This window comes from Serratia sp. PL7, from assembly GCF_945957435.1.
Genome location: NZ_CAMFLB010000037.1, coordinates 1 through 12,159, shown reverse-complemented (window position 1 = coordinate 12,159; position 12,159 = coordinate 1). Strand labels below are relative to the sequence as shown.

Here is a 12,159-nt window from a genome sequence, read left to right as displayed (position 1 = left end):
GTCAGCCTCCGGCAATCGCTTGAAACAGCAAGATATCATCACCGTCCTGCACCTGACGGGTGGCCCAGTCGTTGCGTGGAATGATGACCTGATTGATCGCCAAGGCGCAGCCTGGCTGGTGGCGTTCCAGCCGTTCGAGCAACGCGCCGATGCTTAACGGCTGCTCCAGCTCCAGCGGTTGATCGTTGAGCGTAATCTTCATGCTGGCTCTCCGCAGTGGAGGCAGGTGCTGGCCTTACTCAGTTGCAGGGTGCTCCAGCTTTGCTGCTTGCCGTCGAACAGGCGCAGCTTGCCGCTAAGGGAGGAGGGTATTCCAGCCAGCATTTTTATCGCTTCCAGCGCCTGCAGCGTGCCGATCACGCCAACGACCGGGCCGAGCACGCCCGCCGTGCGGCAGTTGCGCTGCGGTTCGGTTTGCTCCGGGTAGAGGCAGGCATAACAGCCATGGGCATAGGGCGGTTCGATAACCAGCAACTGGCCGCTGAACCCCACCGCGCTGCCGCTGATCAACGGCACGCTGGCTTGGATGCAGGCGGTATTCACCGCATGACGGGTGGCCATGTTGTCGCTGCAATCGAGCACCAGATCGGCACGGGCGACCGCATCGCTCAGCGTTGCCCCTTGCAGGCGTTGCTCCAGCGCGATCGACTCCACCAGAGGGTTCAGCGCTTGCAGATGCTGCTTTGCCAACTGAGCCTTGTTGGTGCCGATATCACCGGTGCGGTACAGAATTTGCCGTTGCAGATTAGTGAGGTGGAGCTGGTCATCATCGGCCAACAGCAAGGTACCAACGCCAGCGGCAGCCAGATACAGCGCTGCCGGAGAGCCTAATCCTCCTAATCCGACGATCAGCACCGTGGCTTGTGTCAGCTTTTCCTGCCCCTCGGGGCCGACGTCTTCCAGCAGCAGTTGCCGGCTGTAGCGCAAGAACTCTTGGTCATTGAGCATCGCATGACTCCCTGCCTTCAATCAGTTGCAGCAGCGTTGCCGTAGCGGCGCGCCAGTCTGATGCCTGGGTGATGGCGCTGACCACGGCCACGCTGCCAACGCCGCAGGCCAGCACGGCGGGGACGCGCTCGATGCTGATCCCGCCAATGGCTACTGTTGGATACTGCTGTAATCCGGCGACGTGGCGTTGCAACTCGGCCAAGCCTTGCGGCTCAGAGGGCATCTCCTTGGTTTGCGTTGGGAAGATATGCCCCAGTGCGATATAGGAAGGTTTGACGGCGATCGCCCGGGCCAGCTCGGCATCGTCATGGGTGGAAACGCCCAAACGCAGTCCTGCCCGATGGATGGCCGCCAGATCGGTGGTGTCTAAATCCTCCTGGCCCAGGTGTACGCCATAGGCCCCATGTTTGATCGCCAGCCGCCAATAATCATTGATAAACAGCCGGGCCTGATAGCGCTTGCCAAGGGCAATAGCGGCGGCAATATCGGCCTCCACTTGCTCGTCTGGCAGATCTTTGATGCGTAGTTGGATAGTGGTAACGCCTGCCTCCAGCAGGCGGGCGATCCATTCAACACTGTCGACGACCGGGTATAAACCCAGCTTGTGCGGTGTTGCAGGGAAGGGAGAGGTGAGGTTAGTCATTATTTATCTCCTCCTGCAAATTGGCCGCACTGTGGTACAGCTCGCTGCCGCGTGAGCGGAATTCAGCCGACATTTTCTCCATCCCGGTCAGTTGCACTTCGATCGGTTTGGCAGCCTCTTGTGCGGCGGCATAGTCACGCACTTCCTGGGAAATCTTCATCGAGCAGAACTTCGGCCCACACATGGAGCAGAAGTGGGCGATCTTGCCGGATTCTTGCGGCAGCGTTTCGTCGTGATAGGCGCGGGCGGTTTGTGGATCCAGCGCCAGGTTGAACTGATCTTCCCAACGGAATTCAAAGCGCGCCTTGGACATGGCGTTATCGCGGATCTGTGCGCCCGGATGGCCTTTTGCCAAGTCGGCGGCGTGAGCGGCGATCTTGTAGGTGATCAGCCCCTGCTTCACGTCTTCTTTGTTAGGCAGCCCCAGATGCTCTTTCGGCGTCACGTAGCAAAGCATCGCGCAGCCGAACCAGCCGATCATCGCCGCGCCGATCCCTGAGGTGAAATGGTCGTAACCCGGAGCGATATCGGTGGTCAATGGCCCCAGCGTGTAGAACGGCGCTTCATGGCAATGTTCCAGCTCCTCGGTCATGTTGCGGCGGATCATCTGCATCGGCACGTGGCCAGGGCCTTCGATCATCACCTGCACGTCATATTCCCAGGCAACCTTGGTCAGTTCACCCAGCGTATGCAGCTCAGCGAATTGCGCTTCGTCATTGGCATCCTGGATCGAACCCGGGCGCAGGCCGTCGCCGAGTGACAGCGAGACATCGTAAGCGGCGCAAATTTCGCAGATCTCGCGGAAGTGCTGATAGAGGAAGTTTTCCTGATGATGCGACAGGCACCACTTCGCCATGATCGAGCCGCCACGGGAGACAATGCCGGTCAGGCGTTTGGCGGTCATCGGCACATAGCGCAGCAACACCCCGGCGTGAATGGTGAAGTAATCGACGCCTTGCTCAGCCTGTTCCAGCAGGGTATCGCGGAACATTTCCCAGGTCAGGTTCTCCGCCACGCCGTTCACTTTTTCCAGCGCCTGATAGATCGGCACTGTACCAATCGGCACCGGGCTGTTGCGCAGGATCCATTCGCGGGTTTCATGGATATAACGGCCCGTGGAGAGATCCATCACGGTGTCAGCGCCCCAGCGGGTTGACCACACCAACTTCTCGACTTCCTCTTCAATCGAAGAGGTGACCGCCGAGTTGCCGATATTGGCGTTTACCTTCACCAGGAAATTACGGCCAATAATCATCGGCTCGGATTCCGGGTGGTTGATGTTGGCGGGGATGATGGCGCGGCCAGCGGCCACTTCCTGGCGCACAAATTCCGGCGTGATGTTTTCCGGTAGATTTGCGCCCCAGCTCTGGCCAGGATGCTGGTGGCGCAGCACTTCACCATGAATGCGCTCACGGCCCATATTTTCGCGAATGGCGATAAATTCCATCTCTGGGGTGACAATACCGGCGCGAGCGTAATGCAACTGCGTAACACATTTACCCGGCAAGGCTTTGCGGGGCAGCGGCAGGTGCTCAAAGCGCAGATGGTCTAACCCAACATCGGCCAGTCGTTGCTGTGTGAAGCCGGAACTGACGCCGCTTAACGCTTCGGTATCGGCACGTTCGGCGATCCAGCTCGCTCGTACTTTTGCCAAGCCACGATGTACGTCGAGCACCGCCTGCGGATCACCATATGGCCCTGCGGTGTCATACACCGGAATGGGTTCGTTCTGTTCATATTGGGGCTGATCTTTGTTGCCGCCGATCAGCGTCGGGCTGAGCTGGATCTCACGCATCGGTACCTGGATATCGCTGCGCGAGCCAGCGAGATAGATCCGCTGTGAGTTGGGGAAGGTAACGCCTTGCAGAGAGTCGATAAAATCTTGCGCCTGGTCACGCTGTTGTTTACGGGCACGAGGTTGGTTCACGGTAGACATAGCAAATTCCTATCAGTGTAGTGATGTGTGGAAAATTGCTTGTCTGGAGCTCGGAGGGAGTAATGATGGTAGCCGGTAAGGCAGGCACAGCCCCTGGTGGGAGCATCTTGCCTATGGCGATAGATTACTCTTGTTCCCTTCGCGGGTATTAACCCGATCAGGTTCCGCGGATCCCGAATTAACGGTCTCAGCCTGGCTAATTTGATGAAAAATCAGCGCTAGGCACTCCGACAAGAGCCCTCAGTATAAGAGGGTCAACAAAAACCACAAGCCCTCCCCCGTCATCTTTCAAGCCGTAGCGTTGTTGACCGCCTGGCTACGACTTGAAATCTATAGGGGGATAATTAGGCTGGATGAGACATAGATTCAGTATTCGTGGTGCCCGGTTGGCCCTGCTGCCAGGTTTCTGTCGCCAGCTGGATCAACTGATCTTCCAAAGCGAAACGTGACGCCAGGGCTTCGCCGATATCTGACAGTGCCTGATTGAGTTCTTCACACACGTCCTGATCGATAACGACTTCGGTGTAGCGGTCATGGAACGCCATCACGATTTCAGTATTGCCCTGTAATTTTGGGTAGAACTTGGTGGCTAGCGCCATCTTGGGGCTGGCAGAGCCTTCCACTTGTTTGATAATTTTGTCATAAATGTGAAAATGCCCGGCAGAGAGATAATCCACCAGATTCTGGCAAAAGTTCTCCAGCGCTTTTTCATTGAGCGGCGTATGCTTTTCTTTGTTGGGTTTAATGCCGACTAGACTGCAATAGGCTACCAGCAGCTGTTTGCGGGCCTGTAACCATTGATCGACTAATTCATTACTGCCACCAACGCGCTGAGTCAGGCTTTCCAATCGGTTTAGCATGATTGACTCCGTGTGTAAGAGAAAGAAAAAGTGGTAAGTTAATAAAATGTAACAAAGAGCATTCCTAGATTGCCAGTGAAGCAGAGGTTGTGCAACAACATATGGAACTTGCATTAACGGGTAACGAAAATGGCTGGTGGATCGTCAGCCATGAAAGCAAAATTTGGTTACCAAACGGTGAATTGCCGTTTGGTTCTGCCGCATTATTTTCCTTGCAAGGCCGACCGGCTCGTCAGATTGGCGAATGGGAGGGAGCACCGGTCTGGCTGGTGCGCCAACCGATGCCGAAAGAGATGGGATCGGTGCGGCAACTGCTCAGTCTCGATCGTGGCCTGTTCCAACTGGCCGGGCGCGGCGTACAGCTGGCCGACTTTTACCGCTCGCACCGGTTCTGTGGCTACTGCGGTCATGAGATGCACCTTAGCCGAACCGAAAGCGCCTGTCTTTGTGATAACTGTCGCGAACGTTATTACCCGCAGATTGCCCCTTGCGTGATTGTCGCCATCCGCCGCAATGATGAGATCCTGCTGGCACAGCATGTGCGCCACCGTGGTGGCATCCATACCGTGCTGGCGGGGTTTGTCGAGGTGGGGGAAACCCTGGAGCAGGCCGTGGCGCGCGAGGTGATGGAGGAGAGCAATATTGCCATTACCAACCTGCGCTATGTGACCTCGCAACCCTGGCCGTTCCCTCATTCGCTGATGATGGCGTTTATGGCCGAGTATCAGAGCGGCGAACTGCTCCACGATCCGAAAGAGTTGCTCAATGCGGGCTGGTATCGCTATGACCAACTGCCGCTGCTGCCACCGCCTGGTACCGTGGCGCGCCGCCTGATCGAGGACACCGTGGCGCTGTGTCGGGCAGAATAATGTACAATGGCGGCAGATAATCAAGGGAGCCCAAGAAATGAATGAGTTGAAGAACGATCGCTACCTGCGTGCGCTACTGCGCCAGCCGGTGGATCTCACCCCTGTATGGATGATGCGCCAGGCCGGTCGTTATTTGCCAGAGTACAAAGCCACCCGTGCTCAGGCCGGGGATTTCATGTCGCTGTGCAAAAATGCCGAACTGGCCTGCGAGGTGACATTACAGCCCCTGCGTCGTTATGCGCTGGACGCCGCCATCCTGTTCTCCGACATTCTCACCATTCCCGATGCCATGGGGCTTGGGCTCTATTTCGAAACCGGGGAAGGTCCGCGTTTTTCTTCGCCAATCACCTGCCGTGCCGATGTAGAGAAGCTGCCTGCATTCGATCCGGAAGATGAACTGGGCTATGTCATGAACGCGGTGCGCACCATCCGTCGTGAATTGAAGGGTGAAGTGCCGCTGATCGGTTTCTCCGGCAGCCCATGGACGTTGGCGACCTATATGGTTGAAGGCGGCAGCAGCAAGGCATTCACCAAGCTGAAGAAAATGATGTATGCCGAGCCGCAGACGCTGCATTTGCTGCTGGATAAACTGGCGGACAGCGTGATCCTGTATCTCAATGCCCAGATCAAGGCCGGGGCGCAGTCCGTAATGGTGTTCGACACCTGGGGCGGCGTGCTGACGGGGCGTGATTATTGCGAATTCTCACTGCACTATATGCATAAAATTGTCGATGGCCTGCTGCGTGAAAATGACGGACGCCGGGTGCCGGTGACGCTGTTCACCAAAGGCGGCGGCCAGTGGCTGGAAGCGATGGCGGCCACGGGTTGCGATGCGCTGGGCCTGGATTGGACCACCGATATTGCCGACGCGCGCCGCCGTGTGGGCGATAAAGTCGCGCTACAGGGGAATATGGATCCTTCCATGCTGTATGCCGCACCGGAACGCATCGCCCAGGAAGTGGAAACCATTCTGGCCGGTTTTGGCCAGGGCGAAGGTCATGTCTTCAACCTTGGCCACGGTATTCATCAAGATGTGCCACCGGAACACGCCGGGGCCTTCGTTGAAGCGGTGCATGCGCTGTCGGCCAAATACCACCGCTAAACCGCAAGGAGACGCTGTGATCGATACTCAGGCTCTGCGCGCCGAACAGCTAAGGCGCGCCGGGGAAGTCATTCGTCACGATGATTTTCTGCAAGACCCACCGGCGTTTATCGCCGGTGCGGACGTCGGTTTTGAACAAGAGGGTGCGGTAACACGCGCCGCCATTGCTATCCTGCGCTATCCTTCACTCGAGCTGGTGGAGTATCAAATCGCTCGTATCAGCACCACCATGCCTTATATCCCCGGATTTCTCTCGTTTCGCGAGTACCCTGCGCTGATCGCCGCCTGGGAGCAACTGCAACAGAAACCCGACCTGATCTTTGTCGATGGCCACGGTATTTCCCATCCAAGACGCCTGGGGGTTGCCAGCCACTTTGGCCTGTTGGTCAACGTGCCGACCATTGGCGTGGCCAAGAAGCGTTTATGTGGTAAATTTTCCCCGCTGGACGCTACCGTTGGCTCGCTGGCCGCGCTGGAGGACAAGGGTGAACAGTTGGGATGGGTATGGCGCAGCAAAGAGCGCTGTAATCCGTTATTTATCGCCACGGGCCATCGCGTGAGCACCAACAGCGCCTTGGCTTGGGTGCAACGCTGCATGGCAGGCTACCGTTTGCCGGAGCCCACGCGGTGGGCCGATGCCATTGCCTCACGCCGCCCGGCCTTTGTACGCTGGTTACAGCAGCATCCAGAGGTGTCGTAATGAGCGATTTCGGGTACACTGCGCGGCAGATAATGAGTAAGAGAGTAGACAATGCTACGTAACCCGATTCATTTACGCTTGGAAAAGCTGGAAAGCTGGCAGCATTTGACCTTTATGGCCTGCCTGTGCGAGCGTATGTACCCGAATTACCAGATGTTCTGCCTGCAGACGGAGTTTGGCGACCCGGCTGTTTATCGCCGTATCCTGGACTTGGTCTGGGAAACGCTGGTGGTGAAAGACGCCAAGGTCAACTTTGACAGCCAACTGGAAAAGTTGGAAGAGGCGATCCCGTCGGCAGAAGATTACGATCTTTACGGCGTTTACCCAGCGATTGATGCCTGCATTGCATTAGGGGAATTGATCCATTCGCGCCTCAGCGGAGAGACGTTGGAGCACGCCATTGCCATCAGCGAAACCTCAATTCGCACCGTGGCGATGTTGGAAATGACCCAGGCTGGCAAAGAAATGACCGACGAAGAGTTGAAAATTCTGCCTGCCGTTGAGGAAGAATGGGACATTCAATGGGAGATTTTCCGCCTGTTGGCCGCCTGCGAAGAGCGTGATCTGGATCTGATCAAAGGGTTACGATCTGACCTGCGAGAGGCCGCGGTGAGTAACATTGGGATAAATTTAACGCAATAAGGCAAGAAAACGTGATTTAACGTCTGATTTGTCGTGCCTTAAGGCTTCACATCCGCACCCTGTCTGGTCTACATTTGGGGGGCGAAAAAAAAGTGGCTATCGGTGCGTGTATGCAGGAGAGTGCTGTCCATCGGCATATCCGTCGCACTCGATGCTTTGCAAACGATAAACACACTGTAAGGATAACTTATGAACAAGACTCAACTGATTGATGTAATCGCAGAGAAGGCTGACCTTTCCAAGGCTCAAGCTAAGCTGGCTCTGGAATCTACCCTGGCTGCCATTACTGAGTCCCTGAAAGAAGGTGATGCAGTACAATTGGTTGGTTTCGGTACTTTCAAGGTAAACCATCGTAGCGAGCGCACTGGCCGCAACCCACAGACTGGTAAAGAAATCAAAATCGCAGCAGCTAACGTGCCTGCGTTCGTTTCTGGTAAAGCACTGAAAGACGCGGTCAAGTCTTAATCGCGTGTTAGTGAAAGGTTTAAACAGGGGGGCGTCGGCGCCCCTTTTGTTTATTCAACGGGCACTCATGGCGGTTACGGTTGTTGCTGCCTTGAGTGCTTGTAGTTTCCATTCTGCCCCGCCAACCTTTACCGCCAGCGGCTTTGTGGCCGACCAGGGGGTAATGCGTGTGTGGCGGATGGATGACGGCCAGCAGCAGCCTGTGGCGCTGTTGAGCGTCTACAGCCCTTATCGCGGGCCGGGTACCGTCACAACGCTGTATGAATATCAACATGGCGTGTTGTACCAAATCAAACGCACCGATGCCGATGGCGATCGCGACTCCATTCAACTGCGTTTTACCGCCAATGGTACTGTCAGCTTTATGCAGCGCCAACTGGCCACTCAGCGCCAGAAACTCTCCAACGATGAAGTCGTGCTCTATCAATATCAGGCACGGCGGATACTGGAATTGAGCGATGCGCTTAATGCAGGTCGAGTTCGACTGTTACAGGGGCACTGGCAGCAAGGCGCGGTGAAGCTGTGTAACGGCGAAGTCGTGAAGCCAGGTTTGGACCAACAGGCTGAAGAGTGGATCATGCGGCGTGCGGCCAACAGCAGTCAGCCAGTGAACGTAGCCTGGTTGGATGGGCCGGAAGGTCGTGAGCTGTTATTGGTGGCAAATAATGATTTCTGCAGTTGGGAACCCACCAAAGATACCCTTTAGCGCATAAAAAAGGCTCTGCGAACAGAGCCTGGCTGTTATCTCAACTAGCTGTTACTGCTCGCGTGCGATAGCACGGTAACCAATATCCTTGCGGCAGAAACTGTCTTGCCACTGAATACCTTCCGCTAGCTGATAGGCTAACTGCTGAGCCTGAGCCACCGTTGCGCCCAAAGCCGTAACGCAAAGCACACGCCCGCCGTTGGTCACAACGTCATTCCCTTGCATACGCGTTCCGGCATGGAACACTTTGCCATTGGCATCTTCTTGCTGAGGCAAGCCGTGGATCACATCCCCTTGGCGATAATCCGCAGGATAGCCGCCGGCCGCCAACACCACGCCGAGAGCAGGGCGTTCATCCCACTCGGAAGTCTTCTCATCCAGCTTGCCTTCAGCCCCTGCCAGGCAGAGTTCAACCAGGTCGGAGCGCAGGCGCAGCATGATCGGCTGAGTTTCCGGGTCGCCAAAGCGGCAGTTGAATTCGATCACCTTGGGTTGACCATCCTCAGCAATCATCAGGCCAGCGTACAGGAAGCCGACATAGGTGTTGCCTTCCGCCGCCATGCCGCGCACGGTTGGCCAGATCACCTGCTCCATTACGCGCTGGTGGATTTCATCCGTCACCACTGGCGCTGGCGAGTAGGCGCCCATGCCGCCGGTATTCGGGCCAGTATCGCCGTCACCGACACGTTTATGATCCTGGCTGGTGGCCATTGGCACCACATTCTCGCCATCGACCATGACGATAAAGCTGGCTTCTTCGCCTGTCAGGAACTCCTCGATCACGATGCGATGCCCAGCGTCGCCAAACGCATTGCCTGCCAGCATATCCTGAATGGCATCTTCGGCTTCCTGCAACGTCATCGCGACGATCACGCCTTTGCCTGCCGCCAGGCCGTCTGCCTTGATAACAATCGGCGCGCCTTGGCGGCGTACGTAGTCCAAGGCGGGCTCCACTTCGGTAAAGTTCTGGTATGCAGCGCTTGGGATCGCGTGGCGAGCCAGGAAATCCTTGGTAAAGGCTTTGGAGCCCTCAAGCTGTGCTGCAGCCTGTGACGGGCCAAAGATTTTCAACCCGGCAGCCTGGAAGGCATCTACCACACCGATCACCAGCGGCGCTTCCGGGCCTACGATGGTCAGACCGATGGCGTTGTCCTTGGCAAAGGCAACCAGCGCCGGGATATCAGTTGGGGCGATATCGACGTTGGTCAGATTGCTTTCCAATGCGGTGCCCGCATTACCCGGTGCAACGTAAACCTTATCTGCCAATGGCGATTGGGCCGCTTTCCAGGCCAGCGCATGTTCACGCCCGCCGTTGCCAATAATTAAAATATTCATCAGGTGCTCCATAAACGGCGTGCGCATTGAGCGCACGCAGCAAAAGGGATTAATGGCGGAAGTGGCGCATGTCGGTGAAAATCATCGCGATGCCGTGTTCGTTGGCCGCCGCAATCACTTCATCATCACGAATCGAACCACCCGGCTGGATCACGCAGGTAATACCAACCGCTGCAGCCGCATCAATGCCGTCACGGAACGGGAAGAAGGCGTCGGATGCCATGGCGGAACCTTTGACTTCCAGCCCTTCGTCAGCGGCTTTGATCCCGGCGATCTTGGCGGAGTAAACGCGGCTCATCTGCCCGGCGCCTATGCCGATGGTCATGTTGTCGCGTGCATAAACGATGGCGTTGGATTTGACGAACTTGGCCACTTTCCAGCAGAACAGCGCATCACGCAGCTCCTGAGCGGTTGGCTGGCGTTCGGATACCACGCGCAAATCGGCTTCGGTCACCATACCCAGATCGCGATCCTGCACTAACAGACCACCGTTGACGCGCTTAAAGTCCAGCCCGGCGACGCGCTGTTGCCATTGGCCACAGGCCAGCACGCGTACGTTCTGTTTCGCTGCCAGCAGAGTACGTGCTTCTTCACTGATGCTTGGCGCGATGATGACTTCAACAAACTGACGGCTGATGATCGCCTGTGCCGTTTTGGCATCCAGTTCACGGTTGAAGGCAATAATGCCGCCAAAGGCTGAGGTTGGGTCGGTTTGGTAGGCGCGCTCATAGGCAGCAAACAGGTTTTCACCGATAGCCACGCCACAAGGGTTGGCATGCTTGACGATCACGCAGGCCGGCTCGGCAAACTCTTTCACACATTCCAGCGCCGCATCGGTATCGGCGATGTTGTTGTAGGAAAGTGCTTTACCCTGTAGCTGGTCGGCGGTGGCCACGGAGGCCTCTTGCACATTCTCTTCTATATAGAAGGCAGCTTGCTGGTGGCTGTTTTCACCGTAACGCATGTCCTGCTTCTTGATGTAGTTCAGGTTCAGCGTACGTGGGAAGCGGCCGGAAGGCTGTTCGGTCTCACCGTGATAGGCTGGCACCAGGGTACCAAAGTAGTTGGCGATCATGCTGTCATAGGCGGCGGTATGCTCAAACGCTTTGATAGCCAGGTCGAAACGGGTTGGGTACAACAGTGAACCGTTGTTGTTATCCATCTCGGTGATCACTGCGGCGTAGTCACTGCTCTTGACCACGATGGCCACGTCTTTATGGTTCTTGGCGGCCGAGCGCACCATGGTTGGGCCACCGATATCGATATTCTCTACGGCATCTTCCAGCGAGCAATCTGGGCGAGCTACGGTTTGCGCGAAGGGATACAGGTTTACCACAACCATATCGATCGGTTGGATCGCATGTTGTTCCATGATGGCATCGTCCTGGCCGCGACGGCCCAGAATGCCACCGTGCACTTTCGGGTGCAGGGTCTTGACTCGTCCGTCCATCATCTCCGGGAAGCCGGTGTAGTCGGAAACTTCGGTAACAGGCAGACCGGCATCGGCCAGCAGGCGGGCAGTGCCACCGGTAGAGAGTAATTCGACGCCTCTCTGGGAGAGGGCTTCGGCGAATTCAACGATTCCGGCTTTGTCGGACACGCTGAGCAGGGCCCGGCGGATTGGACGAGGTTGTTGCATGGTTTTATCCCTTGGCTTTGAGTCGCAATAAAAGAGCGTTACGTGGATCTCCACCTTGTTGCTTCTTATATAGAGGGGATTTCTTCCTATATAGAGAAGGACAGGAACAGATTCAGGTAGCGCCCCGATAAAAACGGGGATTGTTTCGTCGCGGGGAATTGTAGCGAAAACGTTTGCGTGGCGCTCGTAAATTTTCCGACCAAATGCGTTCTGTGGATAAGTTAGTGCATAACCGGGTATAAGGACGGGTTTTGCTGTGGAATGCAGCAAACGGTGATTTTTGTTGAAAATACCTGTTGCGGCCTGCGTGGAAC

13 protein-coding genes and 1 riboswitch are annotated in these 12,159 nt (G+C 56.4%); of the genes, 6 read left to right on the top strand and 7 right to left on the bottom strand.

Annotation, left to right across the window (positions count from 1 at the left end):
- Nucleotide 1: 1 nt before the first annotated feature.
- From thiS to rsd, 5 genes are all read right to left on the bottom strand, one after another.
- The gene (gene thiS / locus N6G83_RS50210) at nucleotides 2–202 is read right to left on the bottom strand and encodes a sulfur carrier protein ThiS (protein WP_024531023.1); all 201 of its coding nucleotides are present in this window, start codon (nucleotides 200–202) and stop codon (nucleotides 2–4) included.
- A complete protein-coding gene (locus N6G83_RS50205; protein ID WP_024531024.1) occupies nucleotides 199–948 on the bottom strand; it encodes a HesA/MoeB/ThiF family protein in 750 nt (249 codons plus the stop codon). The genes thiS and N6G83_RS50205 overlap by 4 nt, the downstream gene beginning before the upstream one ends.
- Complete coding sequence (thiE, locus tag N6G83_RS50200) at nucleotides 938–1,591, bottom strand: thiamine phosphate synthase (protein ID WP_024531025.1); 654 nt, start codon at nucleotides 1,589–1,591, stop codon at nucleotides 938–940. The genes N6G83_RS50205 and thiE overlap by 11 nt, the downstream gene beginning before the upstream one ends.
- Nucleotides 1,584–3,527 (bottom strand): phosphomethylpyrimidine synthase ThiC, encoded by a 1,944-nt coding sequence (gene thiC, locus N6G83_RS50195; RefSeq protein ID WP_248006595.1) that lies wholly within the window; start codon nucleotides 3,525–3,527, stop codon nucleotides 1,584–1,586. The genes thiE and thiC overlap by 8 nt, the downstream gene beginning before the upstream one ends.
- Before the next feature lie 117 nt (nucleotides 3,528–3,644).
- Nucleotides 3,645–3,767: riboswitch (TPP riboswitch) on the bottom strand.
- Between the two features lie 104 nt (nucleotides 3,768–3,871).
- On the bottom strand, nucleotides 3,872–4,387 hold the full coding sequence (gene rsd / locus N6G83_RS50190) for a sigma D regulator (protein WP_211134657.1): 516 nt from the start codon (nucleotides 4,385–4,387) through the stop codon (nucleotides 3,872–3,874).
- A 101-nt stretch (nucleotides 4,388–4,488) separates the two neighbouring features.
- Between rsd and nudC the strand changes: the two genes are divergently transcribed.
- The 6 genes from nudC (at nucleotide 4,489) to N6G83_RS50160 (ending at nucleotide 8,871) form a co-directional block, all read left to right on the top strand.
- Nucleotides 4,489–5,256 (top strand): NAD(+) diphosphatase, encoded by a 768-nt coding sequence (nudC, locus tag N6G83_RS50185; RefSeq protein WP_211134658.1) that lies wholly within the window; start codon nucleotides 4,489–4,491, stop codon nucleotides 5,254–5,256.
- A gap of 37 nt (nucleotides 5,257–5,293) precedes the next feature.
- Nucleotides 5,294–6,358 (top strand): uroporphyrinogen decarboxylase, encoded by a 1,065-nt coding sequence (hemE, locus tag N6G83_RS50180; RefSeq protein WP_024531029.1) that lies wholly within the window; start codon nucleotides 5,294–5,296, stop codon nucleotides 6,356–6,358.
- A gap of 16 nt (nucleotides 6,359–6,374) precedes the next feature.
- Entirely contained in the window at nucleotides 6,375–7,058 is a 684-nt protein-coding gene (gene nfi, locus N6G83_RS50175) for a deoxyribonuclease V (protein WP_024531030.1), read from the top strand.
- Nucleotides 7,059–7,109: 51 nt separating this feature from the next.
- Complete coding sequence (locus N6G83_RS50170) at nucleotides 7,110–7,700, top strand: YjaG family protein (protein ID WP_021808056.1); 591 nt, start codon at nucleotides 7,110–7,112, stop codon at nucleotides 7,698–7,700.
- Nucleotides 7,701–7,889: 189 nt separating this feature from the next.
- Entirely contained in the window at nucleotides 7,890–8,165 is a 276-nt protein-coding gene (hupA, locus tag N6G83_RS50165; protein WP_021182173.1) for a nucleoid-associated protein HU-alpha, read from the top strand.
- Between the two features lie 67 nt (nucleotides 8,166–8,232).
- Entirely contained in the window at nucleotides 8,233–8,871 is a 639-nt protein-coding gene (locus tag N6G83_RS50160; protein WP_029711974.1) for a DUF1481 domain-containing protein, read from the top strand.
- A 51-nt stretch (nucleotides 8,872–8,922) separates the two neighbouring features.
- Here the strand turns inward: N6G83_RS50160 and purD are convergent, their stop codons facing one another.
- Nucleotides 8,923–10,206: a phosphoribosylamine--glycine ligase gene (purD, locus tag N6G83_RS50155; protein ID WP_024531032.1), complete on the bottom strand. Its 1,284-nt coding sequence runs from the start codon at nucleotides 10,204–10,206 to the stop codon at nucleotides 8,923–8,925.
- Between the two features lie 49 nt (nucleotides 10,207–10,255).
- Entirely contained in the window at nucleotides 10,256–11,845 is a 1,590-nt protein-coding gene (gene purH / locus N6G83_RS50150) for a bifunctional phosphoribosylaminoimidazolecarboxamide formyltransferase/IMP cyclohydrolase (RefSeq protein WP_024531033.1), read from the bottom strand.
- Nucleotides 11,846–12,159 lie beyond the last annotated feature (314 nt).

Bases quoted from the DNA above. Each gene is read 5' to 3' on its own strand.
- thiS (WP_024531023.1), bottom strand. From the start codon at position 202: ATGAAGATTACGCTCAACGATCAACCGCTGGAGCTGGAGCAGCCGTTA.
- N6G83_RS50205 (WP_024531024.1), bottom strand. From the start codon at position 948: ATGCTCAATGACCAAGAGTTCTTGCGCTACAGCCGGCAACTGCTGCTG.
- thiE (WP_024531025.1), bottom strand. From the start codon at position 1,591: ATGACTAACCTCACCTCTCCCTTCCCTGCAACACCGCACAAGCTGGGT.
- thiC (WP_248006595.1), bottom strand. From the start codon at position 3,527: ATGTCTACCGTGAACCAACCTCGTGCCCGTAAACAACAGCGTGACCAG.
- rsd (WP_211134657.1), bottom strand. From the start codon at position 4,387: ATGCTAAACCGATTGGAAAGCCTGACTCAGCGCGTTGGTGGCAGTAAT.
- nudC (WP_211134658.1), top strand. From the start codon at position 4,489: ATGGAACTTGCATTAACGGGTAACGAAAATGGCTGGTGGATCGTCAGC.
- hemE (WP_024531029.1), top strand. From the start codon at position 5,294: ATGAATGAGTTGAAGAACGATCGCTACCTGCGTGCGCTACTGCGCCAG.
- N6G83_RS50170 (WP_021808056.1), top strand. From the start codon at position 7,110: ATGCTACGTAACCCGATTCATTTACGCTTGGAAAAGCTGGAAAGCTGG.
- hupA (WP_021182173.1), top strand. From the start codon at position 7,890: ATGAACAAGACTCAACTGATTGATGTAATCGCAGAGAAGGCTGACCTT.
- N6G83_RS50160 (WP_029711974.1), top strand. From the start codon at position 8,233: ATGGCGGTTACGGTTGTTGCTGCCTTGAGTGCTTGTAGTTTCCATTCT.
- purD (WP_024531032.1), bottom strand. From the start codon at position 10,206: ATGAATATTTTAATTATTGGCAACGGCGGGCGTGAACATGCGCTGGCC.
- purH (WP_024531033.1), bottom strand. From the start codon at position 11,845: ATGCAACAACCTCGTCCAATCCGCCGGGCCCTGCTCAGCGTGTCCGAC.